The organism is Undibacterium sp. GW821-FHT11B02 (assembly GCF_058808955.1).
The window spans coordinates 43,227-67,759 of sequence record NZ_JBXASD010000012.1; the positions used below are offsets into that span (position 1 = coordinate 43,227).

24 protein-coding genes are annotated in these 24,533 nt (G+C 49.8%); 8 read left to right on the plus strand and 16 right to left on the minus strand.

The window, feature by feature from the left end; genetic code table 11:
- Positions 1-7: 7 nt before the first annotated feature.
- Complete coding sequence (locus AC1RVX_RS23085; RefSeq protein WP_493218934.1) at positions 8-979, plus strand: GGDEF domain-containing protein; 972 nt, start codon at positions 8-10, stop codon at positions 977-979.
- An 84-nt stretch (positions 980-1,063) separates the two neighbouring features.
- On the opposite strand, the gene AC1RVX_RS23090 is transcribed toward AC1RVX_RS23085, so the two are convergent.
- The 5 genes from AC1RVX_RS23090 to AC1RVX_RS23110 all read right to left on the minus strand — a co-directional run bounded on the left by AC1RVX_RS23090 (position 1,064) and on the right by AC1RVX_RS23110 (position 6,268).
- Positions 1,064-2,065: an NADP-dependent oxidoreductase gene (locus AC1RVX_RS23090; RefSeq protein WP_493219081.1), complete on the minus strand. Its 1,002-nt coding sequence runs from the start codon at positions 2,063-2,065 to the stop codon at positions 1,064-1,066.
- 144 nt (positions 2,066-2,209) lie between these two features.
- Positions 2,210-3,019 carry an oxidoreductase gene (locus tag AC1RVX_RS23095; RefSeq protein WP_493219082.1) on the minus strand — a complete coding sequence of 270 codons (810 nt, stop codon included), beginning with the start codon at positions 3,017-3,019 and terminating at the stop codon, positions 2,210-2,212.
- Positions 3,020-3,138: 119 nt separating this feature from the next.
- Entirely contained in the window at positions 3,139-3,747 is a 609-nt protein-coding gene (locus tag AC1RVX_RS23100; protein ID WP_493218935.1) for a TetR/AcrR family transcriptional regulator, read from the minus strand.
- A gap of 308 nt (positions 3,748-4,055) precedes the next feature.
- Positions 4,056-4,727 carry an OmpW/AlkL family protein gene (locus AC1RVX_RS23105; protein ID WP_493218936.1) on the minus strand — a complete coding sequence of 224 codons (672 nt, stop codon included), beginning with the start codon at positions 4,725-4,727 and terminating at the stop codon, positions 4,056-4,058.
- A 14-nt stretch (positions 4,728-4,741) separates the two neighbouring features.
- On the minus strand, positions 4,742-6,268 hold the full coding sequence (locus tag AC1RVX_RS23110) for an alpha/beta hydrolase (RefSeq protein ID WP_493218937.1): 1,527 nt from the start codon (positions 6,266-6,268) through the stop codon (positions 4,742-4,744).
- Positions 6,269-6,721: 453 nt separating this feature from the next.
- Here AC1RVX_RS23110 and AC1RVX_RS23115 point away from each other — a divergent pair, with 453 nt between their 5' ends.
- A complete protein-coding gene (locus AC1RVX_RS23115; RefSeq protein ID WP_493218938.1) occupies positions 6,722-7,078 on the plus strand; it encodes a glyoxalase superfamily protein in 357 nt (118 codons plus the stop codon).
- A 20-nt stretch (positions 7,079-7,098) separates the two neighbouring features.
- On the opposite strand, the gene AC1RVX_RS23120 is transcribed toward AC1RVX_RS23115, so the two are convergent.
- The 4 genes from AC1RVX_RS23120 to AC1RVX_RS23135 are packed head-to-tail and all read right to left on the minus strand — an operon-like array spanning position 7,099 to position 9,600.
- Positions 7,099-7,560 carry a DoxX family protein gene (locus tag AC1RVX_RS23120; protein ID WP_493218939.1) on the minus strand — a complete coding sequence of 154 codons (462 nt, stop codon included), beginning with the start codon at positions 7,558-7,560 and terminating at the stop codon, positions 7,099-7,101.
- Positions 7,561-7,616: 56 nt separating this feature from the next.
- Positions 7,617-8,414 carry an HvfC/BufC family peptide modification chaperone gene (locus AC1RVX_RS23125; protein ID WP_493218940.1) on the minus strand — a complete coding sequence of 266 codons (798 nt, stop codon included), beginning with the start codon at positions 8,412-8,414 and terminating at the stop codon, positions 7,617-7,619.
- Positions 8,411-9,307 carry an MNIO family bufferin maturase gene (gene bufB, locus AC1RVX_RS23130; protein WP_493218941.1) on the minus strand — a complete coding sequence of 299 codons (897 nt, stop codon included), beginning with the start codon at positions 9,305-9,307 and terminating at the stop codon, positions 8,411-8,413. The genes AC1RVX_RS23125 and bufB overlap by 4 nt, the downstream gene beginning before the upstream one ends.
- A 38-nt stretch (positions 9,308-9,345) precedes the next feature.
- Positions 9,346-9,600: a BufA1 family periplasmic bufferin-type metallophore gene (locus AC1RVX_RS23135; protein WP_493218942.1), complete on the minus strand. Its 255-nt coding sequence runs from the start codon at positions 9,598-9,600 to the stop codon at positions 9,346-9,348.
- 216 nt (positions 9,601-9,816) lie between these two features.
- On the opposite strand from AC1RVX_RS23135, the gene AC1RVX_RS23140 reads away from it, so the two are divergent.
- Together AC1RVX_RS23140 and AC1RVX_RS23145 are read left to right on the plus strand one after the other, a co-directional pair.
- The gene (locus AC1RVX_RS23140) at positions 9,817-10,101 is read left to right on the plus strand and encodes a hypothetical protein (protein WP_493218943.1); all 285 of its coding nucleotides are present in this window, start codon (positions 9,817-9,819) and stop codon (positions 10,099-10,101) included.
- Positions 10,102-10,138: 37 nt separating this feature from the next.
- Entirely contained in the window at positions 10,139-10,357 is a 219-nt protein-coding gene (locus AC1RVX_RS23145; protein ID WP_493218944.1) for an RNA-binding S4 domain-containing protein, read from the plus strand.
- Here the strand turns inward: AC1RVX_RS23145 and AC1RVX_RS23150 are convergent.
- From AC1RVX_RS23150 to mobB, 3 genes are all read right to left on the minus strand, one after another.
- Entirely contained in the window at positions 10,345-10,779 is a 435-nt protein-coding gene (locus tag AC1RVX_RS23150; RefSeq protein ID WP_493218945.1) for a hemerythrin domain-containing protein, read from the minus strand. The two genes, AC1RVX_RS23145 and AC1RVX_RS23150, sit on opposite strands and share 13 nt — an antisense overlap.
- Before the next feature lie 166 nt (positions 10,780-10,945).
- Positions 10,946-11,146 carry a YjfB family protein gene (locus tag AC1RVX_RS23155; protein ID WP_422987943.1) on the minus strand — a complete coding sequence of 67 codons (201 nt, stop codon included), beginning with the start codon at positions 11,144-11,146 and terminating at the stop codon, positions 10,946-10,948.
- 40 nt (positions 11,147-11,186) lie between these two features.
- On the minus strand, positions 11,187-11,738 hold the full coding sequence (gene mobB, locus AC1RVX_RS23160; RefSeq protein WP_493218946.1) for a molybdopterin-guanine dinucleotide biosynthesis protein B: 552 nt from the start codon (positions 11,736-11,738) through the stop codon (positions 11,187-11,189).
- A gap of 251 nt (positions 11,739-11,989) precedes the next feature.
- On the opposite strand from mobB, the gene AC1RVX_RS23165 reads away from it, so the two are divergent.
- Positions 11,990-13,366, plus strand: coding sequence for an MFS transporter (locus AC1RVX_RS23165; protein WP_493218947.1), 1,377 nt, complete (start codon positions 11,990-11,992; stop codon positions 13,364-13,366).
- A gap of 305 nt (positions 13,367-13,671) precedes the next feature.
- On the plus strand, positions 13,672-14,745 hold the full coding sequence (locus AC1RVX_RS23170; protein WP_493218948.1) for an ABC transporter substrate-binding protein: 1,074 nt from the start codon (positions 13,672-13,674) through the stop codon (positions 14,743-14,745).
- A gap of 79 nt (positions 14,746-14,824) precedes the next feature.
- On the opposite strand, the gene ppc is transcribed toward AC1RVX_RS23170, so the two are convergent.
- From ppc to edd, 4 genes are all read right to left on the minus strand, one after another.
- Complete coding sequence (ppc, locus tag AC1RVX_RS23175; RefSeq protein ID WP_493218949.1) at positions 14,825-17,581, minus strand: phosphoenolpyruvate carboxylase; 2,757 nt, start codon at positions 17,579-17,581, stop codon at positions 14,825-14,827.
- A gap of 243 nt (positions 17,582-17,824) precedes the next feature.
- A complete protein-coding gene (pgi, locus tag AC1RVX_RS23180; protein ID WP_493218950.1) occupies positions 17,825-19,459 on the minus strand; it encodes a glucose-6-phosphate isomerase in 1,635 nt (544 codons plus the stop codon).
- Between the two features lie 98 nt (positions 19,460-19,557).
- Positions 19,558-20,211 carry a bifunctional 4-hydroxy-2-oxoglutarate aldolase/2-dehydro-3-deoxy-phosphogluconate aldolase gene (gene eda, locus AC1RVX_RS23185; protein ID WP_493218951.1) on the minus strand — a complete coding sequence of 218 codons (654 nt, stop codon included), beginning with the start codon at positions 20,209-20,211 and terminating at the stop codon, positions 19,558-19,560.
- A gap of 43 nt (positions 20,212-20,254) precedes the next feature.
- Entirely contained in the window at positions 20,255-22,096 is a 1,842-nt protein-coding gene (gene edd / locus AC1RVX_RS23190) for a phosphogluconate dehydratase (RefSeq protein ID WP_493218952.1), read from the minus strand.
- Between the two features lie 287 nt (positions 22,097-22,383).
- Between edd and zwf the strand changes: the two genes are divergently transcribed.
- Together zwf and pgl are read left to right on the plus strand one after the other, a co-directional pair.
- A complete protein-coding gene (zwf, locus tag AC1RVX_RS23195) occupies positions 22,384-23,844 on the plus strand; it encodes a glucose-6-phosphate dehydrogenase (protein WP_493218953.1) in 1,461 nt (486 codons plus the stop codon).
- A gap of 8 nt (positions 23,845-23,852) precedes the next feature.
- Positions 23,853-24,533 carry a 6-phosphogluconolactonase gene (gene pgl, locus AC1RVX_RS23200; protein ID WP_493218954.1) on the plus strand — a complete coding sequence of 227 codons (681 nt, stop codon included), beginning with the start codon at positions 23,853-23,855 and terminating at the stop codon, positions 24,531-24,533.

The following is a 24,533-nucleotide window of genomic DNA, read 5'->3' on the forward strand; positions in this document are numbered from 1 at the left end:
ACACTTGATGCTTTTCAGATCAACGGATTATCGTATAGAAGATATCCACCTGTTTCGTGACATCAATGAAGAAAATCGAAAACTGATTGCTGACATTATCAAGGACTGTCAGGTCGTCAAGGCGCGCGCTGGTCAGATCGTGCTCGATGCCAACAGCTCAGGTGCCAGATTATTCATCGTGCTGAAAGGTGCACTGGGCGTCAGCCGGCTGACTGAAAACAGCAACCACCTGGAAAACACGATTACCCAATACCTGCCTGGTGAATGCGTGGGTGAAATATCGGTACTGGATGAAGAAATTCATTCCGCCACCATCTCTGCCATTAGCGACAGCGAGTTACTGCTGATCGAAGCTGAAACCCTGTGGAAACTCATTGATGAATCAAACGGGGTTGCCCGCAATCTTTTGCAGTTGCTGTCTTTCCGCATACGTGCCGCCAATGCACAGATACGCAACCGCCAGAAAGTCGGCGAATTTTATCGCCAGCTTTCCATGGTCGACGGCCTTACCGGACTACATAACCGCGCCTGGCTGAACGCGCAATTGCCGGGCATGATCGAATATGCCCATGCCGCCGGCGCACCACTCAGCATCATCATGGTGGATCTGGATCACTTCAAACGCTTCAATGATGAATATGGCCACCTGCTGGGTGATGACGCCTTGCAAACCGCTGCCAAAGTATTGAATGCAGGGCTACGCCCCAGTGACTTTGCTGCCCGTTATGGCGGTGAAGAAATGATGGTGATACTGCCTGGGGCCAGCCATAAGGCCGCACTGGGTGTTGCCCAGCGACTGTGTAATCGTCTGGGTAAAACCAAAATCTTTAGTGATCGCCAAAAGGTCCTGCCACATATTACCGGCTCCTTTGGTGTGGCAACGCTGGCCCCGGATCAGGACTGCAATGCCCTTATCAGTACCGCTGACGCCGCACTATACCGTGCCAAGGCTGCTGGCCGTAACCAGGTTGCCAGTTGAACTGGGTAGTCACGACCTGACACTTGCGCCCTGTCAAGGTATGCTGGCTTCTGATCTGAAAAAGACAAACAGACCTGTTTCTTTTTATCGAATCTTGATAACGACCTTGCCTTTTGCACGTCCTTTTTCAACATAAGCAATGGCTTCGCCTGTTGCTTCGAATGGAAAAACCTTATCCACAACTGGACGTATGGCTCCGGAATCGACGAGTGAAGTAATCTCGCGTAGCTGTTTTCCGTGTGCTCTCATGAACAAAAAAGAATAATTTATATTTCGACGCATGGCTTTTCTCCTGATGCCAAAACTCAACAAGCGCATGATGAATTGCACGAACCATGGAGCACCGATTTTTTTTGCAAAATCAATATCCGGCGGCCCAGAAATTGAAATGAGTTTTCCTCCAGGTTTGAGTATTTGCAGTGATTTTTCGAGTGTCTTTCCATCCTGGCTATTTAAAACTACATCGTAGTCGTGCAAGATTTTTTCAAAGTCATCTTTCTTGTAATCGATGACGATATCGGCACCAAGACTCTTCACCAGATCAATATTCGCGGTACTCGTGGTCGTGGCCACAATCGCGCCCATATGCTTCGCCAACTGAATCGCAAATGTACCGACGCCACCAGAACCAGCCTGGATGAATACTTTTTGCCCTTTCTTCAAATTGGCCCGCTCTATCAGCGCTTGCCACACTGTTAAGCCAACCAGCGGGATGGAGGCAGCTTCTTCCATAGTGAGTGTTTTTGGTTTCATCGCCAGCGAGTCTTCTTTGATGGCAATAAATTCTGCGAAAGCACCAATTCGAAAGTCATCTGGCCGCGAGTAAACCTCGTCACCTGGCTTGAATTGCCGTACCTGAGACCCTACTTTGACCACCACCCCGGCCACATCATGACCCAGAATGAGCGGCAAGCGATAAGGTAGGATGAGCTTGAACTCTCCGCTCCTGATCTTGGAATCCAGCAGGTTGACACTCGCGGCGTGAATCTGCACCAATACTTCATTCGCCCTTATCTCCGGGACTGGCATAGAGCCAATTCGACCATCTGCTTTTTTTCCGTAACTATCAACAATAAAAGCTTTCATCATGATTCTGACTCCATTCTAGTTAAAACAGGGTATTGGGGCTGCAGGCAAAAGTCCGGGTGCAAAGTATTGCTGTTGAAGGCTTTGCATTTCATTTCCGGCCTGTGTCATCTGCAGTCTTTGAACAGCAGGTATGAATATTGTTCAGGCTTCAAGCCGCAGGTCTTTACGTATCCCGGCATCCATCAAACCCGCAGGTGCAAATGTGCGTAGCAAGCGCAAGCGACTCGCCAGGTTACCTGCCGTGTAATGTAACTTGGGATGAGGCGCGGTCGCGGCCTTCAGCACGACCTCGGCTACGACTTCGGGCCCCTCAGCCGTCGCCATTACTTCTTTTACTCTCTTATTCACCACCGCACGCACTTCACGATATTCGTCCAGTTTTGTGTCTGGCTCCAGCATGTTCGCGTCGAATGGAGTCTTCGTGTATGCAGGTTCAACCACAATGACACGAATACCCCTGGTACGCAGTTCATGGTCAAGGGATTCTGAATAACCTTCAACCGCGTGCTTGGTCGCAGAGTACAGGGCACCGTAAGGCATCGGCAAAAAACCGAGTACCGAGCCGATGTTGACGATGCGCCCCACGCCTTGATGTCGCATGTAAGGCATAACGGCCCGTGTCACGCGCAAAAGTCCGAAAAAATTTGTATCAAAAATTGCCTGGGCCTGCGCAATGGAAACCTCTTCTGCTCCAGCAGGGGCGATGCCTATCCCGGCGTTATTGACCAGCAGATCAATACGCCCGCTCTGGCGTATCACCTCACTGATGGCTGCCTCAACCGATTCATCACTGGTCACATCCAGCGGCAACATGTCAAATAATCGCTCGCCAGTTGAAGCGCCCCGCCGACTTGTTCCATAAACTTTATAACCCGCTTTCACCAGTCGTTTGGCAGTCGCTTCACCTATGCCCTGTGAAGCACCTGTTACCAGTGCTATTTTGTTGTTCATCATGCTTTCCAATCTATATAGTCGATGTATTTAATGGTTTGCAACAGCTAATGCCACACTACAAATATGATGATTATCATATTTCAAAACAAGCAAAAACCGGCGAACATCCACCGGAATCAGCTATTGACGGGAACGAGTTTTTCCCGCGCAGCATCGAGGAAACTTTCTGATAGTTTGGTGTCGTCGACAGCTCGTGCTAACAGCAGTGTCCCAACCATGGTGGCGACCACCATGAGCGCCTCTTCATGCGCACCAGGTTGCCCCCAATCAGGTAATTGACGCGCTACAACGTCAATCATTTCCTTGATACGACGGGTAGCCGCACGCCGCACCTCCGGTACCTGCCGGGGCATCTCCGAACCAAGAGCGCTTACTGGACAACCAGTCTCTATGCTGTCGAAATGCGCCTTCGACAGGTAAGCGTACACCAGCGCCCGCAAGGCTTGTTCTGGCGGCACGGCAGCTGCAATATGTGCCGAAACAGCCACCGCTTCGGCACCGGCACGATCCGCAGCCTCGGCAAGCAATGCTTCGCGTGAGGCGAAATGGCTGTAGAAACCACCGTGCGTCAACCCGGCTTCTTTCATAATGTCGGCGACACCCGTGCCATCATAGCCACTACGTCTTATGGCACGTGCAGCAACGTCGAGAATACGCTCGTGCGTAATTTCCTTGCGACTAAGACCTTTTAACTTTGTGGCTTTATTTTTCATGATGGTCATCATATATCATTTCAGGCAAACGTGCCGGGAATAAAATGCGTTCTCATGCCAGGAACGAGTTGCCACAACGCCAACAGCTCCAATAAAAAAAGGTTCCAATTCACATTGGAACCCCCTTCAACTACTGAAGAAAAATCTTTGAACCTGTTCACGGTCTGTAGCGAACCCGCGTCAACGGGATCAGCGTGGTCAGGGTAATAAAAACGCAGCGCAAAAAGCGGAATGTACTCTAGTACATGAGCATTTTGAGCAGCGCATGAGCCCCGCATAAACTCCGATTGCGCCCGCCCAGTAAGATCGTGAACAGGTTCTTAGAAGCTATAACCCAGGCAAATACCATACACAACCGGACGGAAATCGATCGTAGTATTACGTTCAATACTGCCGGTAGTGGCCTTCATATCTGTCTTGACTTTTGCTGCAGCGATAGACGCATTGACAGACCAGCGATCATTGAGTTTATAGCTGATACCTACCTGCCCTGCAAGACCGACTGAATCCTTCAAATCAATCTTGGTAGGACCACCAGTAGCAATGTTACCTACGGATGTAGATGTCGCATCAAAGAACTGGGTGTAGTTCAAACCCAGGCCAACGTAGGGACGCAGATTATCTGTTGGTGCGCCAAAGTTGTAGTTGATGAAGAAGGTCGGTGCACGCTGCTTGACCTTGGCAATCGTGCCGTAAGGTGCCAGAGTGCCGCGGCCAACAACATCATGCTCAGGTGGAATACCCGCGACAAAATCAAAATCAAAATGATCAGTGAGCCGGCGGCTATATCCCAACATGACAGTGGTTGCATTACCGACTGTCAGACCAGCTGGTTGTGGTGTCAGGAAAGCCGGACCATTGCTGGTGAAATCTGGTGAGTCGGAATGCACCTGCACGTTGATGATACCTACGCGGACTGTATTGTCATATGCCATGGCGGAGACAGAAGCCAGACCCAATACAGCAGCTATTGCAATTTGTATTTTTTTCATGATGGCGTCTCCTCTTATTTAGCCAAAACTTGCTGGAAGAAGGCGCGTGCTGCAGCATTGCAGAACGGTGGGACCAGCGTACCATGATAAGAAGCGGCAACAGCAGTTGCTGGATCTACCTTGGCTGCGATGGCCGCATTGATAGCTGCCGTCTTGCTTTGACCAAAGCCAACTTTAACCGCTGCAAATGGATCTGCTGCGCTCGTTGGAGCAGAATCCACGTCCAGTACCGTCAAGGCTGCTGCTGGCAAACCTTTGGCCTGGAAAAAGCCCGCTGTCGCCTGGGTGCTGGCAAAGAACACAGTTGGATCACCATTACCGCCGCACAGCATGACAGGCACAGTAGGTACATAGTTACGCAAGTCGTTCTTCACGCCCGCCTTACGGAAAGGATTGGCAGGAGTACAGTTCAAAGGATCAGCAGGATTGACGTTGCAAGGATTTTTCTGTGCATCAGCCAGATAGGTGTTGCGATAGCTGGTTTTGATCAGATTACCGTCACCAAAGAAAACCGCAAATGCAGCCGATGATGGGCCTGGCAGAGAATCCTTGGCAAACATTGCATATGCTGGCAGTTTGCCTGTCGTGAACAGGTCATTGAATGTCAGCGCGCCTGGCAACAGTGTTTCTATGCCGGTTGCGTATTTGTCTTCATAAACTTCGTTCGGGCTGGCATACAAGCCACCATAGGATTTTTGCCAGCTGGTTGTAATCAGCGGAAGAAACACAGTACCACCTGCATTCGGGCTACCAGCAAACGTTGCGTCACCCAGCAGGGACATAGCGTAAGGACCAGACATACCTGCCAGTGCAGTCACCTTGAATTCAGACGCATAGGTAGTCTGCATCGCGCGCTGCGTCGCCATGGCCACGTGGCCACCTTGAGAATAACCGCTGATGACCAACTTGCCAGAATCCTGTGCACCGATAGTGCCGAAAGCCTTGCGTGCAGCACGCAGGGAGTCAACCATATCGTTGGCTTGTTGCTCAGCATTCAGGTAAGGATGATAGCTCAATGCCGATGTATCGTAACCGGCATAGTTAGGCGCAACCACGATGAAACCTTGCGCGGCATACATGGCTGCCAGCAGGATAGCTTCAGAGTTATCGCGCAGGTTGGCCATGTTGAAGGATTTTTCTACTGTCGTGCCATGCGCATACAGCAGCACTGGGCGTGGACCAGTACATGCAGGGTCACTGCCGGACGGTACCATAATGGCACCCGTTGCATCGGTCGCTTCGTTTGCACCACCAACAGTGGTGTACTTCATGTAATAGGTGCTGATTTCGCACTTGGGTGCGCCAGTGATTTGGGTCAAACCAGGTTTTGCCGCATCCAGCGAAGCCTTGAAGACGACTGGATCAAGTTTGGTTAATGCCGGGCCACTCGCTTGAGGAATAGGCACCAGGACTGGAGGGTTAGCAACCAGCGTACCACGCGCGGGTGTTAAATCGATTGTTGGACCAGCACTACCACTGCCACCGCAAGCCGAAAGAACGGCAGCCGAAAGCAGACCCAGCGCTATATGGATTTGACGCATTATTGTCTCCTGTTAAGTATTTTTTGCAAGTCAATAGAACCGCCAATGCCCCAAATAAAAAATGGAACGAGCGTTCTAAAACTTGATAAGTAGTATGTCATTTACGCAATTTCCTGAATAGCGGAAATTTCATATCTAGAGTAAACACTCTTAAAATTGAGATTGAATTTGGCACAATGACGATTAACACGTTCCAAATACAACACAAAACGTAATTTTAATGTCTGTTAAGAAAAAAACAAGAAATCATTTCATTTATGCGAAATTCATACAAATTCGATCACGGAAACGAATTTGGCCTGAGTTTGCTATTACCAACGTGAATGAGTGATAACTGTCTACAACAAAGATGCATTTCCTGTAGATAAACAAACATGTTGCTACCCTGCTATTGGGTGGCTATATTTGCAAAACGCAAATTCAAACATAGCAGGTATAAAAGGTCACAAATCCATGCAAAGAGTCGTTCCCTCCATCCGCATCAGTTCATATAGTGCAAGCAAGTCATTCTACGAAAGCCTGGGCTTCGTTGAGCAATGGACGCATCAATTCGAACCAAATTTCCCCGTGTTTGCAACCGTCTCACGAGAAGACATGCAGATCTTTCTGACTGAACACACCGGAGACTGTCAATTCGGCGCTCTTGTCCACTTTTTTGTAGACGATGTAGACGCCGTCTACGCAGAATTTAAAGCCAAAGGCATCACTGCAGCTCAGCCACCAAACAATGACCTCGGCCCCAACCTGCGGCAAATGATCGTCATCGATCCGGATAGCAATCGTTTGAAATTTCTCACGCGGAAGAATTGAAGTGTAGCGGGTAATGCAATTCAATTCGCCCGCTTAGCCAACCACTCATCAGCAGAAAATTTACCTGGTCCAAAACATACCAGCACCAGCAACAATATGCCCCAGTAAAAATGGGAGTTGATCGCTGCCGGACATTCGAGCATGAACAACGCGGGGTAAGAAATCACTGCCATGACATTCACGACGAACAGAGCAAGTGCTGCGGGGCGGGAAAAAATACCTACGGCCAACAGCACAGGCAAAATCAATTCACCACCTGCCCCCATCCATGCTGCCAGTTCGGGCGGGATGATGGGGACCATGTATTCTTCCTGGAACAGGGAAAGCGTGGCTGACCAGTCTGAAACTTTGACCATGCCTGCTTTAAAAAATTGCAGGCCCACATAGATTCTGAGTGCGAGACATAAAGCGGAACCGGCCCAGACATTCAGGCTTTGGTCAAAACGGCGGCTTAAAGTGTGAACGTATTGCAGGATGTACATTGAAATTCTCCAGTTTTTTTAACTCCTGCAAATTAGTCAGATTGGCTGCCACATCCTTACAGTGCTTCGCCCAAAAATTTGACCTGGGTAAACAATCCCGCATGAAACCAGGATTGCAAATTGTTGTTGATATCAAAATCACAGTCCGTATTGACTGCTGCTTCCAATGCTTCAGATAGTGTTGCCCCTGCTTGCAGTGCCTGCAAGGCCAGGTATGCGGGGCGCTGGATTTCCGTCAATTCTACCGACCACAACGCCCGTGAGATCACTCCATAGCAGTTGTGCCGGATATTTTTTGGAAACCCTGTTTGTACTCCAGATTGATGGGCCTGCCAGATATCGACCGTCGCCCAGTCTGATTCATGCAGGCCGACAGCTGGATGTAATTCCAGTCTGGCTTCTTGTAAATCCTGGCCCGTCTCAGTGATCAGTTGCACCAGTGCTGGCAGGCTCAAGATATCCGCATCGGCAGCATAGTAAGCGCGATGGATTTGCCATTCCAGCGCAGCAACATCAGAAAAATAGGGATAATCCGCGGCATCTGGCGTTTGCGTCAAAAACATTGGCAAATGTGCGCCAAATGCATTCAGGTCACCGGATTCGGAGGGAAAGGCGCGCCCAAAACTGCGTGCCATTTGTACAAAATACTCTTCACCAACCAGTTCATACAATACCGGGTAAGCATTGTGCAGCGCTGCTACCCAGATGGCAGTCAGGTTGCCACGATACAAAGCCAGGCGATCATCTTGTGCAGGGTGATCAACAAACAGACTGATCGCGTCCTGGACCGCATTGGTATGCAAGAGTGCAGTAGCAAATTCCTGTTGTATCTGCTCAAGCGCCTTTGTGTTCATGATGCAGGCCATTCCTTTGAATGGCGGCGGTACCGATGCCGTATTTCGCCTGCCTTGGCGGCTTCGCCCAACAATACTGGCAAGGCAGGAATGTCGGTGTCCCACTCTATCAATACAGGAATATCGGCAGACAATAATTGACAGGCTTGCTCATATAAATCCCAGACCGGCGCGGCAATCTGCCTGCCATGATCGTCCACCAGACAGATGTCTGTCTGCAAGTGCCCGGCCAGGTGAATTTCACCTATGGCACCTTGTGGCAAGGTTGCCATAACATGCAAGGCATCCAGTGCGCTTTCGCCGTGATTGGATTGATTCACGAACAGATTATTGATATCAAGCAGTACACCACAACCTGTGCGGCTAACCAGTGCGGCTAAAAATTCTGCCTCAGACATATCGTCCTGGGCAAAACGCACATAGGTTGATACATTTTCTATCAGTATCTGGCGTTGTAAAAACATTTGTAACTGGTCAACACGCTGGCACACCAGATCAAGCGCACTTTGCATCAGTGGCAAGGGCAAGAGATCATTCATGTGCCTGCCAGATACCGCTCCCCAGCACAAATGCTCGGATACCAGACCTGGTTCAGTGCGCTCAACCAGGCGTTTAAGTTTTTGCATGTGTGCTTCAGAAAACCCCTGGGCTGATCCCAACCCCATACCCACACCATGCAGGCTAAATGGATAGTCACGGCGCAGTGTTTGCAATACATGCAAGTCATAACCACCGTCACCAAAATAATTTTCTGAATGTACCTCCAGCCAATCAATATCCACAGACGCATTCAGAAAATCACGATAATGCAGCGTACGTAAACCCACGCCCACCCCTTGCAGGGTGGGCGTGGAATTGATCTTAGTATGTGACACGGCTGTATCAGTCAACATCAATGCAGCCTGTCAAAAAAAACGACCATCAAACGAATTTAGGATTTAGGGGCTTCCAGTTTTCCACCTGCTTTTTCGCAAGTACCGGCAGGTACTTTTTTCCATTCTGCAGGGTCTTTGTCTTTTTTGCTCTGACCAGCGCAAGAGTGAGAACCGGAAGGCGCTGCGCAGTCATTTTGACCTGCTTTTGCAATACCAAAGCATTTTTCTGTTTTTGCTGGCTCTGCTGCCATTGCTACGCTTGTACCCAGTAAACCTGCCAGTGCCACTGCTACCATTGCCTTGTTATTCATTGTCTTCTCCTGAAAAAGTAAAACATCCCACAGCGGGAAAAATTAAGAACTACAGCCTGTAGTCGAAGCAGAACCCGGAAACTTACAAAAATTCCTGGAAAATTTTCATAAAATCAGATCTGCATCACAATATACGTGAAACTAGTCTGTCTGGATTCAAGCCGCAGTCAGAATATCGTACTATCTTATTACTTTTTTTCAAGAAAAACTTTCTTTATGCTTAATATCGTCCAGCAATTGCATGACAGTCTCACCAATTTATCTGAAGAACGTATCGATATCCGCCAGTTTTGCCAGATATGGCGTGCACAAAAGGATTTGCTTACTGCCTTGCCACCTCAATTTGCGGAAGTAATGGAAAATTTGCTGGGCAGGATGGAAGCCAGCAGCCTGTTCACTGAAGAAAGCTGTTCTTTCAGTCAGGCGGATCTGACCGCACAACTGCATATCTGGTTAAAGAAAGCCACAGCGAGCCTCAACATGCCTGCAAAAATAGTGTAAGCTGCGCCCCTTTTTACTGCCATTTGTAGGAGTTATTGTGCAAAAACTGAGTTTTAGCCTGGAAGGCGAATATGTAGAGTTAAACCAGTTATTGAAACTGGTCGGTCTGTGCGAAAGTGGCGGTGCTGGCAAAGCCATCGTTGCCAGCGGAGATGTCAGTGTTGATGGTCAGCAGGAATTACGCAAGACTGCCAAGATCCGTGCAGGTCAGTTGGTCAGCCTTGGTGATATCGAAATCCTGGTTCAGGCTGGTTGAGCCTGCGCTGGTTGCTCTTCCACTTGCGAGCTCGCCTGTGCAGCCATGAAACGTGCCAGCATATTATCCATGGTATCAACATGATGCTCAAACCACAGCGGCAATTCTTCGGCCAGACGTGTTGAAAGATCTGATTCACCAAGGGCAACACGACGCCTGACTTCTTGCATGACCTCCAGCACAGCATCATGCTCTTGCCTGTGGCAACCTACGGGTGGAAATGCAGTTTCTTCCATCCAGCGATTTTCCTGCTCGAAATGGACGATGGAATGCTCGATAAGAGCATCGAGCCGGTTCAAAAAGGTATCAGGATTATCTTCAGACAGGGCGGCACACAACTCCACAAATTCTTTGTGCGTATCGTCCATAGGTTCATAACTGAGGCTGAGGCGGTCGGACCAGCCCCAAGAATTTTGCTCCATGCTTTTTTCCTGAAATCAAAGTTGGTCCAGATTATCGCTGATCAGCGCCAAACTTGCTTGCGGCATATCAGAACATCCACCAAAAACAAAGCGCGCCAATGGCGCGCCGTCTTGGTTCTAACTTGTTCAAACACAAATAGCCATTAAGTCCTTAGCTATATCCACCTTAAGCGGTAGTGTTGATGTTGCGACCCAGGTTGGGTGGCAGGTTGGCAACAGATTTATTGTCTGGCACCGCTTCTATCAGCGCTGTTGCACTTTCGGCAGCAATGTCATTTGCCTTTTTCAATACAGCGATACTCACTGCCTGGCTTGTGCCCACATCTGCCAGCGTTGTTGCCACATTGGCTATTCCAGTCACATCCATGACAATTCTCCTTATCTGTCTACTGTCAGTAACGGCAGCTTTAAGGCGATTCTTTAGGGCTGACTGCGTTTTTTTTCAACAATCTGTTTTGCATCGCAGCAAGTAGCCATTCCAGTACCTGCTGGGGCTGGTTTAAATCCAGCCATACCAGCCCTGCTCTCAGGTTGGCCGGTGCCGGTATATCAGAAGCCACTGCCAAAATGCGGGTGTCGTGCGGATAAATGGCTGGCTTGCCTAGCTCGGGACGATAAACTTCCAGCTTGGGGATGGCTTCCCATTTATAGCCTTCTACCAGTGTCAGATCAGCTGGCGACATACGCAACAGCAAGTCACTTAGTGGTGGCTCAGCCTCGTCACGTAACTCGCGCGTGATGACATAGCGGTATGGTGAGGCCAGCAATACTTCAGCCGCACCTGCCAGGCGCAGCCTGGCACTGTCCTTGTGGGGTGGTTCAATGATGATGTCGTGATGACTATGCTTAACGATATTGATCTTTTTGCCAGATGCTGACAATTCCTTGACCAGATATTCCAGCAGACTGGTTTTACCACTGCCCGACCAGCCTATGACACCAAGTATTTGCCCCTGCATATATGCTGCACTCCAATAGCGTTATAAAAACGTTCAAACACACGTTCGCAGCCGACAGCTTAGCAAAATTCTGCTCTTACCAAGAATAAGCCTCCCAAAAAAAGTAATTTTTGAACTTGGATTTACATCAAAAACTATGTTGTACGACATCATATAACAATGTATAGTTTTCCAAACTTGTATTTCGGTATCGCTATCATTTACGAAGCGAAGTACATGCCTCACAGTCAATATTAATAATTGGAGACCGCATGACTGCTTTAAAGTCACCATCAGACAACAATACCGGCAACGCAACACGCATACGGTGGAGTATTTTGTTGATCTTGTTTCTTGTCACTACGATCAACTATGCTGACCGGGCCTCTATTTCGATTGCTGGCCCGGAATTAAGCAAAAAGCTTGGCCTTTCGTCGATAGAGATGGGGTACATCTTCTCGGCATTTGCCTGGTCCTATGTATTGGCGCAAATACCAGGTGGTTGGTTACTTGACCGGTTTGGTTCAAAAATAACTTACTTTTTCAGTATTTTTCTTTGGTCGTTTTTTACGCTCATGATGGGAACGGTTGGCTTCCTTTCCGGGGCTGCGGCGATCACTTTATTGTTTGTCCTCCGACTATTGGTTGGTGCAGCTGAAGCGCCCTCTTTTCCAGGCAATAGCCGCATCACCTCCGCCTGGTTCCCAGTCAGTGAGCGCGGGCTGGCAGCAGCAATTTTCAATTCAGCGCAGTATTTTGCCACCGTCATTTTTGCCCCTTTCATGGGATGGGTCGTGCATAACTGGGGTTGGCAAAGTGTGTTTTACGTCATGGGGGCACTAGGAATTGTGATGGCAGTCGTCTGGCAGTTCACCATCTATGATCCCAAGAATCATCCAGACATCAACGCAGAGGAATTGGACTATATAAAAGCAGGAGGTGCCCTGATTGATCTGGAGACTGTCCATCAGTCTGCAAAAACAGATCACGTTGATACGTTTTCCATTATCAAACAATTGCTGTCCAACCGCATGCTGTTAGGTGTCTACATTGGTCAATACTGCATCAATACATTGACCTATTTCTTTTTGACCTGGTTCCCGGTTTACCTCGTCAATGAAAGACATATGACTATCCTCAAAGCAGGTTTCGTTGCCGCCATACCGGCGATCGCCGGTTTCACTGGCGGGATGCTGGGCGGATTCATTTCTGATCGCATGATCAAATCAGGCCGGTCGCTTTCCATGTCAAGAAAAACACCTATTGTCATCGGTTTGCTCTTATCCATGAGCATGATCTTGTGCAATTTTATTTCCACCGATGAACTGGTGATCGCTATCATGTCCCTGGCTTTCTTTGGTAAAGGGATAGGCGCACTTGGCTGGGCTGTCGTATCGGATACGTCACCCAAAGAAGCTGGTGGTTTGAGTGGTGCCTTATTCAACACTTTTGGCAATGTCGCAGGTATTACGACGCCGATCGTGATTGGATATATTATTCATGCCACAGGCTCATTCGCTGGCGCACTGGTGTTTGTGGCAGCCAATGCTGCCGTCGCCATCTTCTGTTACCTGGTTATTGTCGGCGAAATCAAGCGCGTCACATTTGATACCAAAGAAAGCGGCAACCCCTCTCCGTCTTTCAACTAACAAGGCTTGTCTTCATCCGGGTAGCGACTGAAATTGCCTCACGGATGAAGACCATTCTTTAGCCTGTATCCGGCAATCAGAATTTTCCGCTGCCTGATCAACTTATCAAACCGGATATTTACCCACCAGTTTAAAACGAAGGGAAAAGTATAACCATATTACCTGTAAATATAACCCAAATGGTGCATCGTCATTGGGTCGTAACATTCTCATGACAGAATTGTTGCATTGCAATAAATAATAGGTTATTCAGGATGGTTTCTTTCCTCAGACAATGCTTTTTTTGCGTTTGCTTACTCTTGGGCATGTTTGCCGCACCAGCCAAGGCCCAGACCAATGCAATCATCATAGGTCAGGCCATCGATTTGTCCGGACCAAATGGCAGTATTGGCCGTGACTACGTCGCCGGCATTACTACTTATTTTGACAGCATCAATGTCGCAGGTGGCATAGGTGGGCGCCGCATCAAATATCTGGTGCGCGATGATCAGGGCGTGCCAGCACAATCTGCCCAGGCAGTGACTGAACTGATAGAAAAAGACAAGGTGGAATATCTGCTGGGTGGCATTGGGGCAGCCGTCACTGACGCCGTGCTTGCTGCGCCAAAATTTGCACAAAGTGGGCAAACCCTGTTTGCGCCATTGGTAGCATCAGCAAAAAATTACAATTCCCGCGTCCTGTTCTGGCGTCCTAGTCCCGAACAAGAGATGCAATACATATTTTCCTATTTTGACAAATTAGGCATCAAGAGTGTGGGTATCGCGGTTCAGGACTCTACGCTGAATCAGGACATGTACCAATATGTGATTACCGAGCTGCGCAAACGTAATATGCTCATGAGTGGCATCGTCCACATCAGCGGTGCACCGGCAGATATGGCAAGGGAATCCGCCGTACTGGCCAAAACCAATCCGGGCATCGTGATTGCCATTTCTGATACTTTGGGTACCGGCATTTTCTTGAAAGAATTCAGGAAGTACGCGCCCCGTACTTTCGTTGCTGGCATGTCCCTGATCAATCTGGAACGGCTGGCAGAAGTGGCCGGGCCTACCGCGCTGGAATGGACTGTATTTTCTCAGGTAGTACCCAATCCACTCAGCAAAAAAACCCTGATACAGATGGACCACAGCAATATGATGAAAAAGTTCAGGGATGAAGAGCTATCTTCACTGACCTTTGAGGGCTTCATGGTCGCCAAAACCCTGGTGAAGGGCATACAAATGGCTAAACCGGGACGTGATGCTATACAGTCTTTGGCCGCTCAAAAGAACATCATTGACCTGGGAGGCGTTATCGTAATGACTTCCGATGGCACGCATCGCATGTCCAGTTTTGTCGACATGGCGCTGTTCCGCAAAGGCGGTGGTTTGCTGTTCTAAACCTGGCTTTACCGGTCAAAAAAAAACCTCACTTACATTTTGCAAGTGAGGCTTTTTCACATTAAGGGAAGGCTGATGGTTAGCCGCTATTCCGCAGGCCAGCAGCGATACCATTGATGGACAAATGGATGCCACGGCGCACGCGTTCATCTTCATCTCCATTACGATAACGTTCCAGCAATTCTACCTGCACATGGTTCAAAGGCGACAGGTAAGGAAAACGGTTGCGTATCGAACGCGCCAGCAAGGGATTAGCTGCCAGCAATTCATCCTGGCCGGAAATCGACTTCAGTATGTCTATCGTTGTTTCATGCTCTGCCTGGATGCGCGGGAAAATGCGCTCACGCAAAGACTCGTCTTTCACCAGTTGGGCATAGCGGCTGGCGATACCGATATCACTCTTGGCCAGCACCATTTCCATATTCGACAACACAGTTGAGAAGAAAGACCATTCCCTGAACATTGCTTGCAGAGTCTGCATGCCAGTATCCGGATGTGTTTTCAAATAGCTTTGTACAGCGCTGCCAAAACCAAACCAGCCCGGCAACATCAAACGGCATTGCGACCAGCTAAATACCCAAGGGATGGCGCGCAAATCTTCTATCGCTGTTGATTTTTTGCGTGATGCGGGGCGACTGCCTATGTTCAAACCGGCAATCTCGGAAATCACGGTTGATTCCCAAAAATATTGTTCAAAACCTTCTGTTTCGTAGACCAGATTGCGATAGGCTTTGAAGGCATGATCAGACAATTCTTCCATCGCCGATAAAAACTCAGGGCGTGGTGCAGGTTCGGTATGTGCCAGCAAACTGGCTTCCATGGTGGCCGCTGCCAACACTTCCAGATTACGGCGTCCCACTTCAGGGTTACCGTATTTGGCCGTGATCACTTCACCTTGCTCAGTCAAACGAATTTGCCCCTGTACCGCACCGGCTGGCTGCGCCAGGATAGCCTGATAGCTGGGGCCACCACCGCGACCAACTGAACCACCACGACCATGGAACAAACGCAGTCTTACCTGATGTTTGGCAAACACTTCGATGAGATCCAGTTCAGCCTTGTACAATTCCCAACCCGAAGTCAAAAAGCCGCCGTCCTTGTTGCTGTCAGAATAACCGAGCATCACTTCTTGCGCATTATGGCGACTGGCCAGCAAGCGTGCATAGGCAGGAATACCAAACAGGCGATCCATGACTGGCGCACTGTTTTGTAAGTCACCAATGGTTTCAAACAACGGGATGATGTTGACGTCAACACGTCCTTCAGACGGGTGCAGCAGACCAGACTCTTTCAAGAGCAAGGCCAGTTCCAGCATGTCGGACACACCATCAGTCTTGGAGATAATGCAATTTGGTACTGCACCTTTACCATAGCGTTTTTGTGCCGTGCAGGCCGCACGATAAATCGCCAGTTCGGATTGTGTTTCTTCAGAATACGTCAGGTAAGGTGAAGCCAATGGACGGGCGGAACTGATTTCCTTGATCAGGATCTCAATACGCTGATCTTCGTTCAAATCCAGGTATTTCAACTCTGGATTGGCTGCCTGCAACAACTCGTGAACTACACGCTCATGCACGTCAGAGTTTTGTCGCAAATCCACTGGTGCGAGATAAAAACCAAACACCTTGACTGCACGGCGCAAATGACGCAAACGACCACGCGTGATCGCCGCAGAGCCATTTGCGTATAGGGAATGATGGACGACATCCAGATCTGCAGCCAGCTCTTCTGCTGTCGCATAAGGTTCGGCAATGCCGCTAGGATGAATGACGGGCTCAAGGTCAAGCAACTGCTTGTACGTAGCGGCCAGACGCGCATAAACACCGCTGATAGCCAGGCGATAAGGCTCGTCAGAGCGATGTGGCGAATGGTCGGGCGAACGTTGTGCCAGCGCCAGCAAATCATCAGAAACTTTTACCAGCAGGTTTGCCATCGATAATTGCGAACCCAGGGTATGCAATTCGTCGAGATAGAATTTAAAGGCGCGGGTGGCTTGCATGGCCAGAGTCTTTTCCAGCACGGTGGCTGTGACGAAAGGATTACCATCACGGTCACCACCTATCCAGCTCCCCATTTTCATGAAACTGGGTAATTCAGCTTGCGTCAGTGCGGCATCTTTACTCGCCAATAAATCTTCCAGCCCTGCATACAACTGCGGCAGTTCACGCAAGAAGGTGTAGTCGTAAAAACTCAGACCATTTTCCACTTCATCCAGTACCGACAATTTGGACGTGCGCAACATGCGTGTCTGCCACAGTGTCAAGACGGCACGGCCAAGTGCTTCGTCATTCGCTGCCGACTCTTCTGGTGTTAATTGCATGCGGTCACGTTCATCCAGCAAACGGGTAATCACCATCTGGCAATTCAAAATACTCTTGCGCTGTACTTCGGTAGGGTGGGCAGTCAATACCGGAAACACTTGCGCCGTCTGGAAAAAATCCATTAACTGCTGGCTGCTATGACCAGTGTTGTACAAGGCTTCTATCGTATGCGCCAGGCTACCCTGACGCGGCGCTGAACCTGCGATCAAATGGGCGCGGGTACGACGTATATGATGCTGGTCTTCTGCCAAATTCACCAGGTGCGAGAAATAACTGAAGGCACGTATGACTTGCGTGGTCTGGTCATTGGTCAAGGTATCCAATGTTGTTTCCAGTTCCGCACGTGCGGCTTCATCTGCATCACGACGAAAACGTATGGAGTTCTGACGCACCTGTTCGATGAGATCGAATACTTCATCGCCATGCTGGTTTCTTACCGTGTCGCCTAATATGCGCCCTAGTCTGCGTATGTCTTCACGCAGGCTCTGGTCTTTGTCATCACTGATATCGTTCATTTTTAATTGTGGGTGTAGGTGGGCGTTCATGCTGACAAATTTTACGGTAAGGATGGAAACGGATGGATGAAAATTCTTGTACTGTATTCGCGAGTAATATATTTAAATACAGACGAGCACAAGCACACAGAGTAAGCACGCCACTTGACAGCATGCTTATCCTAAAATCTGGAACGCGATATATCAGTCAAGCTGAGGCTTACACACAACACCCAGCCAAGCTGCTTGCCTGAACGCAATACGTTATGCAGCTTTCTTCAATTTATGGCTGCGCCCCACTGCCTGCAACAAACCTTTGGTGGAACTATCATAATCTTCCTTGACTGCACTTGGATCAAGGCTGATCAATTGCTGTGCGAGGGACTTGCCAAGCTCCACTCCCCATTGATCAAAGGCATTGATATCCCAGATCACGGACTGAACGAAAACCTTGTGCTCATACAAGGCAATCAACGCGCCTAAAGAACGTGGCGTCAAAGAATCCAGCAAGACTGTCGAGGTTGGACGGTTACCTTCAAACACGCGTGGTGCCAATACTTTTTCTGGTAAATCACCCAGCTCTGCACGCACTTCTTCCATGCTCTTGCCCCAGGCCATGGCCTTGGATTGGGCAAAGCAATTCGCCAGCAGTGCCTGATTATGACCGGGCAACCCGGCATCATCGTCTGCCACGACGATAAAATCAGTAGGAATGATGGTTGCGCCCTGATGCAATAACTGGAAGTAAGCATGCTGGCCATTGGTGCCAGCTTCGCCAAACAAAATCGGGGAAGTAGTGTAATCAACACGCTGGCCTTCACGCGTGACTGACTTGCCATTGCTTTCCATTTCAAGTTGCTGCAAGTATGCTGGCAAGCGAGTCATGCGCTGATGGTAGGGCGCAATCGACAAGGCTTGCAGACCGAGGAAATTGATATTCCATACACCGATCAATGCCATCAGCACTGGCAGGTTTTGTTCCAGCGGGGCCTGGGCGAAATGCAAATCCATTTCATGTGCGCCAGCCAGCATTTCTTCAAAACGGTCTGCGCCTACATACAGGGCAATCGACAGGCCAATTGCACTCCACATCGAATAACGGCCACCGGCCCAGTTCCAGAACGGAAAAACATTTTCTGGTGCAATGCCAAAGTCAGCTGCAGCTTTCACATTGGTACTCAGTGCCACAAAATGCTGACATATCTGATCAACCGGGCAACCATGCGACAACATCCATTCACGCGCGGTGCGTGCATTGGTCAAGGTTTCCATGGTGGCGAAGGTTTTTGATGCCACTACAAATAAGGTGGTTTCCGGATCAGCATTCGCCAGCGCATCCGCCACATGGCGGCCATCAACGTTGGAGACAAAATGCAGTGACAGGTTTTTCTGTGACCAGGGTGCCAAAGCGATGCAGGCCATCTGCGGCCCCAGGTCAGAACCCCCGATACCGATATTGACAATGGTGCGTATGGCTTTGCCAGTGTAACCCAACCAGCGCCCTTCCCTGACAGCATCACTGAAAGTACGCATTTGCGCCAGCACCTGATGTACATCGGCGGCAATATTATCGCCATTTAAATGAAAGGTTTCGCCTTTAGGCAAGCGCAAGACCGTATGCAGAACGGCGCGATTTTCTGTCTGATTGATTGCCTCGCCGCGCAGCATGGCATCACGACGGGATTCCACATCTTGCTGTCTGGCCAATGCCAGCAAGTTCAGCTTGGCGGTCGTGTCGATACGCTGCTTGGAATAGTCGAGCATGATGCCGCAAGCGGACGCAGAAAAATGCGTGAAACGTTGCGGATCTGCGCGAAACAATTCTTTCAGGCTGGGCATATTGGTAGCACGTTGCTGCAACAAACACCAGAGCGGAGTACGGGAAACGGAAGTAGCCATGATCTTGCTTAATTTGCGAAAAGTGATTTACGAAAACTGCTAAAACATATCAACCAGTACGAATACAGACTGTCATTAGTCTGCATTCGTGACAATATTTACTTCTTGCCCGCTGCTGCTGCTGCCGCTGCCAAGGCACCTATGGCTGCCCAGTCACCGGTATTGATCAGTGAAGCAGGACACATCCATGATCCACCTACGCACAAGATATTTGATTGCTGCAACAAGGCTGGTGTCGCTTCCACGGTCACTCCACCTGTCAGGCAAAACTTCACGTCAGGGAAAGGTCCGCCAAGGGCCTTGGCCATCTTGGTGCTGCCGACGATATCAGAAGGGAATAATTTGACGACATTAAAACCGTGTTCCAGCGCCAGCATCAAGTCGCTGGCACCACCGACACCTGGAAAATAAGGCAAACCGGAATCAGCAGCGGCCTTGGCCAACACCGGCGTGATACCGGGGCTGATACCAAAAGCAGCGCCAGTCGCCTTGACTGCTTCCAGTTGTGCTTGTGTCAGGATAGTGCCTGCCCCAACAGTCACTGTCGGGCATGCTTTTACCACTTCACGCAAAACCGTCATGGCATTCGGCGTGCGCAGCGTGATTTCCACCGCTGGCAAACCATTTTCTGCCAGAGTTGTTACGCAGCGTATAGCCTGATCCACATCATCGGTGACCAGTATAGGCAGCACGCGGATTTGTTCCAGTTGGGCGATGATGTTGCGCTTGCTCATGCTGATATTGAGGCTCATGATCTTGTTTCTCTTTCAGGGATAATTATGTAGGTTTCCGGTATTAATCGATGAAAAGTGTTGATGCGCCATGCTCAGGAGCCGTCACCACCCGGCGCTGCGCGGCAAACAGGTCACGGCCATAACCAAAGGTCGGCTCTTTGTCGAGTTCACGCACGGTACGCTGGGCCCAGACATCAGCCTCCACCAGGGCACGCAATTCGCCGGTATGTACATTCAACTCCACCAGATCACCGTCACGTACTTTGCCCAGCGGACCACCTTGTGCCACTTCCGGACTGACATGCAGGGCTGCTGGTACTTTGCCAGATGCGCCAGACATGCGACCGTCCGTCACCAGCGCTACCTTGTAGCCAGCTGACATCAGGCTGCCCAATACAGGTGTGAAATGATGCAGCTCAGGCATGCCATTCGCCTGCGGTCCCTGGAAAATCACGACGGCGACAAAATCCATATTCAATTCGCCTGCTTTGTACGCCTTGACCAAAGCATCTTGCGATTCAAACACCTTGGCAGGTGCCTTGATGATCCATGCATCTTCTGGTACGGCGGATGCCTTGACGATGGCACGCCCCAGATTGCCATGCAATAAGCGCAGACCACCGGTAGGTGCAAATGGATCAGTCACATTGCGTACGACAGATGTGTCAGTTGATTCTGCTGGCAAGGCTTCCCATTTAACTTTGCCGTCTTCAGTCAGTGCCGGACGGTTGGTATGTGAGTTCAAGCCATCATTGCCGAATACGGTCATGACATCAGCATGCATGAGACCGGCAGACAGCAATTCGCGGATCACAAAAACCGGGCCGCCTGCATCTTCAAAGGCATTCACATCGGCAGTACCATTTGGATAAACACGTGTCAGCAAAGGAATGACGGAAGACAACTCATCAAAATCCTGCCAGTCAATGATAATACCGGCAGCGCGGGCAACCGCTATCCAGTGGATAGTGTGGTTGGTGGAACCACCTGTCGCCAGCAAGGCGATGACGGCATTGACGATGGTTTTTTCATTGACCAGCTGGCCGATAGGTTTGTAGTTACCGCTTTGCTCAGTCAATTGCAAAACACGTTCCACCGCCGCATCAGTTAATACACTGCGCAAAGGATCAGATGGGTGAACAAAGGCCGCACCAGGCAAATGCAGGCCCATGGCTTCCAGCAACATTTGGTTGCTGTTGGCCGTGCCATAGAAAGTACAGGTGCCGGCGCTGTGATATGCCGCGCTTTCTGCAGCCAGCAATTCTTCCTTGGTCGCCTTGCCTTGCGCATAGCGTTCACGAACGGCAGCTTTTTCTTTATTCGACAAGCCAGAACCCATAGGGCCGGCTGGTATAAAAATGGTCGGCAAATGGCCAAAAGCCAACGCACCGATCAACAGGCCAGGCACGATCTTGTCGCAGATACCCAGACACAGGGTAGCGTCAAACGCATCATGCGACAACGCCACCGCAGTTGCCTGGGCGATCACATCACGCGAAAACAAAGACAATTCCATGCCGGGGCGACCTTGCGTCACCCCATCGCACATCGCAGGTACGGCACCAGCCACTTGGGCAGTGCCGCCAAAGCGCAAAGCAGCATGGCGTATCTGTGCCGGATAGTTTTCATAAGGCTGATGCGCCGACAGCATGTCGTTATAGGCAGTGACGATACCGATATTTGGCTTTTGTGCCTGGTTCAGCCAAATCTTGGTGCCGCTGTCCATAGCCGCATTGGCGTGTGCCTGATTGGCGCAAGAAAGGCTGGCCCGACGCGGACCGCGGCCACGCATTTTTTCCAGTTGGGTAAGATAAGCACTGCGCAGGTTTTTGCTGCGTTCAGTTATACGCTGGGTAACCTTGTCAATAACAGGGTGCAGCATTGTGGATGGGGATGTTGTCATGTAAACACCTGGAGCCCTTGGGGCGAAAATAAGAAAGCTGTTGCAAGACTGATGCGATACCCATAAAGATAGCATAAATCGAATTTTTCTGTAACAAACTTTCAGTATTTTCTTTTTTAGCCAATATTTTAAGCAAAAACATCAAATTTATCGTAATGAAACTACATTTTTGATTATTTTCTGGCATAATCAACATAAATCCTTATCTTCAATGTAGACCATTTATGGCGCTACACTTGTTTTAAGCAGAATTATTTGTTTTAACCAGAACACAACACGGAGTCAGCATGACCACATTTGTCTTATTTGGCGGCACTGGCGATCTTGCCAAGCGCAAGATCATCCCTGCTTTGTACAGCGCATTTGTGAATGGCAGGCTGGACCAGAACTTCAAGTTCATCGGTGCCGCCCGCGAAAAATTGTCTGATGAAGAATTCCGTGTGCGCGTCGCTGCCGCCATAGAATCGTATGCCGCCAACGTAGACGGCGCGACAGAAGAAAAACACGCAGCCTTTCTGGCGACTACCCATTATTCAAAAATCGATGCACGCATCCCGGATGATTTTTCTGCATTGAAAGATAGCCTCCATACCACCCCTGAAAACGCCACTCTGTTTTACCTGGCGACTGGCCCGGACATTTTTATCCCCGTGGTCGAACAATTGTCCAAGCACGGCCTGGTGGAAGGCAATGCCCGCGTCGTAGTGGAAAAACCGCTGGGTCGTGATGCTCAGTCTGCCAAAGAAATTAACCAGTCCCTGCGTACCTACCTGAACGAAAACCAGATTTATCGTATCGACCATTATCTGGGTAAAGAGATGGTGCAAAACCTGTTGGCCTTGCGTTTTGCCAATTCCTTCCTCGAACCATTGTGGAACCGCAAATGGATACAGGATGTGCAAATCTCCATCTCCGAACAGGTCGGCGTGGAATCGCGTGGTGATTTTTATGACCATACCGGTGCCCTGCGCGACATGGTACAAAACCATTTGCTGCAACTGGTATCCATCGTCGCCATGGAACCACCAGTGAATGCCAACCCGGATGCCATCCGTGATGAAAAAGTGAAAGTCTTGCGTGCCCTGCACAAGTTCACGCCGGATGAAGTCAGCAAGAAAACTGTACGTGGTCAATACCGTGCTGGTGCAGTTGACGGCAAACCCGTCATCGCTTACCAGACTGAGCCTGGTGTACCACAAGCATCCCGCACCGAAACCTTTGTTGCCATACGTGCCGAGATTGATAACTGGCGCTGGGCTGGTGTGCCTTTTTACTTGCGTACAGGCAAGCGCATGGCCAGCCGCAGTGCTGAAATCACGATTAATTTCAAGCCTATTCCTTACTCCATTTTTGGTAAATCCCAAGGACCTTTACGTTCAAACCGCCTGGTGATTTCGCTACAACCGGAAGAAAGCGTGCAACTGTACATGAAAGCCAAAGAACCAGGTGAAGGCATACGGCTGTCTGACGTGGCCCTGAATCTGGACTTTGCAGAAGTATCGAATTCACGCCGCGTGGAATCGTACGAACGTCTGTTACTCGATGCCATGCATGGCGACCTGACCCTGTTCGTGCGTGATGATGAACTGAGCGCTGCCTGGGCCTGGATAGACCCTATCATGAGCGCCTGGCAAAACGACAGCGAAGGTTTGAAGTCCTACATCGCCGGTAGCTGGGGGCCCTCTGCTGCAAGCTATCTGCTGGCCCAGCATGGCGCCGCCTGGGGTGAAGAATTCGTGGAAAGCTAAGCGATAAAATGAATATGAAATACCATACCTTCGAAAATTTCGCGGCGTTGAGCGAAGCCCTCAGCCAACAATGGCTGGATGTGATACAGACAACACCCACTGGCAGCAACGCCAGCTTTGCGTTGGCTGGCGGCTCTACGCCCGCCCCTGTCTATCAACGCCTGGACCAGTTGCTAGCCGACATCGATAAACACCAGCCGATTAAACTGGTTGCCACCGATGAACGCTGGGTGCCGGATCAGGACAATCAAAGCAATGAAGGCCTGTTCCGTCGTTGTTTGTCAGCATCGGCCACGGACAAGCGCTGGCAACTGGTGTCGCTGAAAAATGCAGCCAGTACACCTGAAGTTGCTACCGAGGCCATCAATGCCAGGCTGAATGAACAATTGCCCCAGGCTTTCAGCGCAGTCTTGCTGGGTATGGGTGCAGATGGCCACATCGCCTCCCTATTCCCTGGTGCACCCACTCAACATGATGATCTCGCCTGCCTGGCAGCAGTGCATCCGCAAACCCGGCAAAGCCGTATGTCACTGTCCCTGCCGCGCCTGCTGAACACTAAACGCATCTGGCTGGTGATTACCGGTGCGGAAAAACGGCAGGTGCTGGATCAGGCGATAGAAAATAATCTGCCGGTTGCTTCATTATTGCGTGAAGCAGGCTGTACCATAGATGTTTTCTGGTGCCCGTAA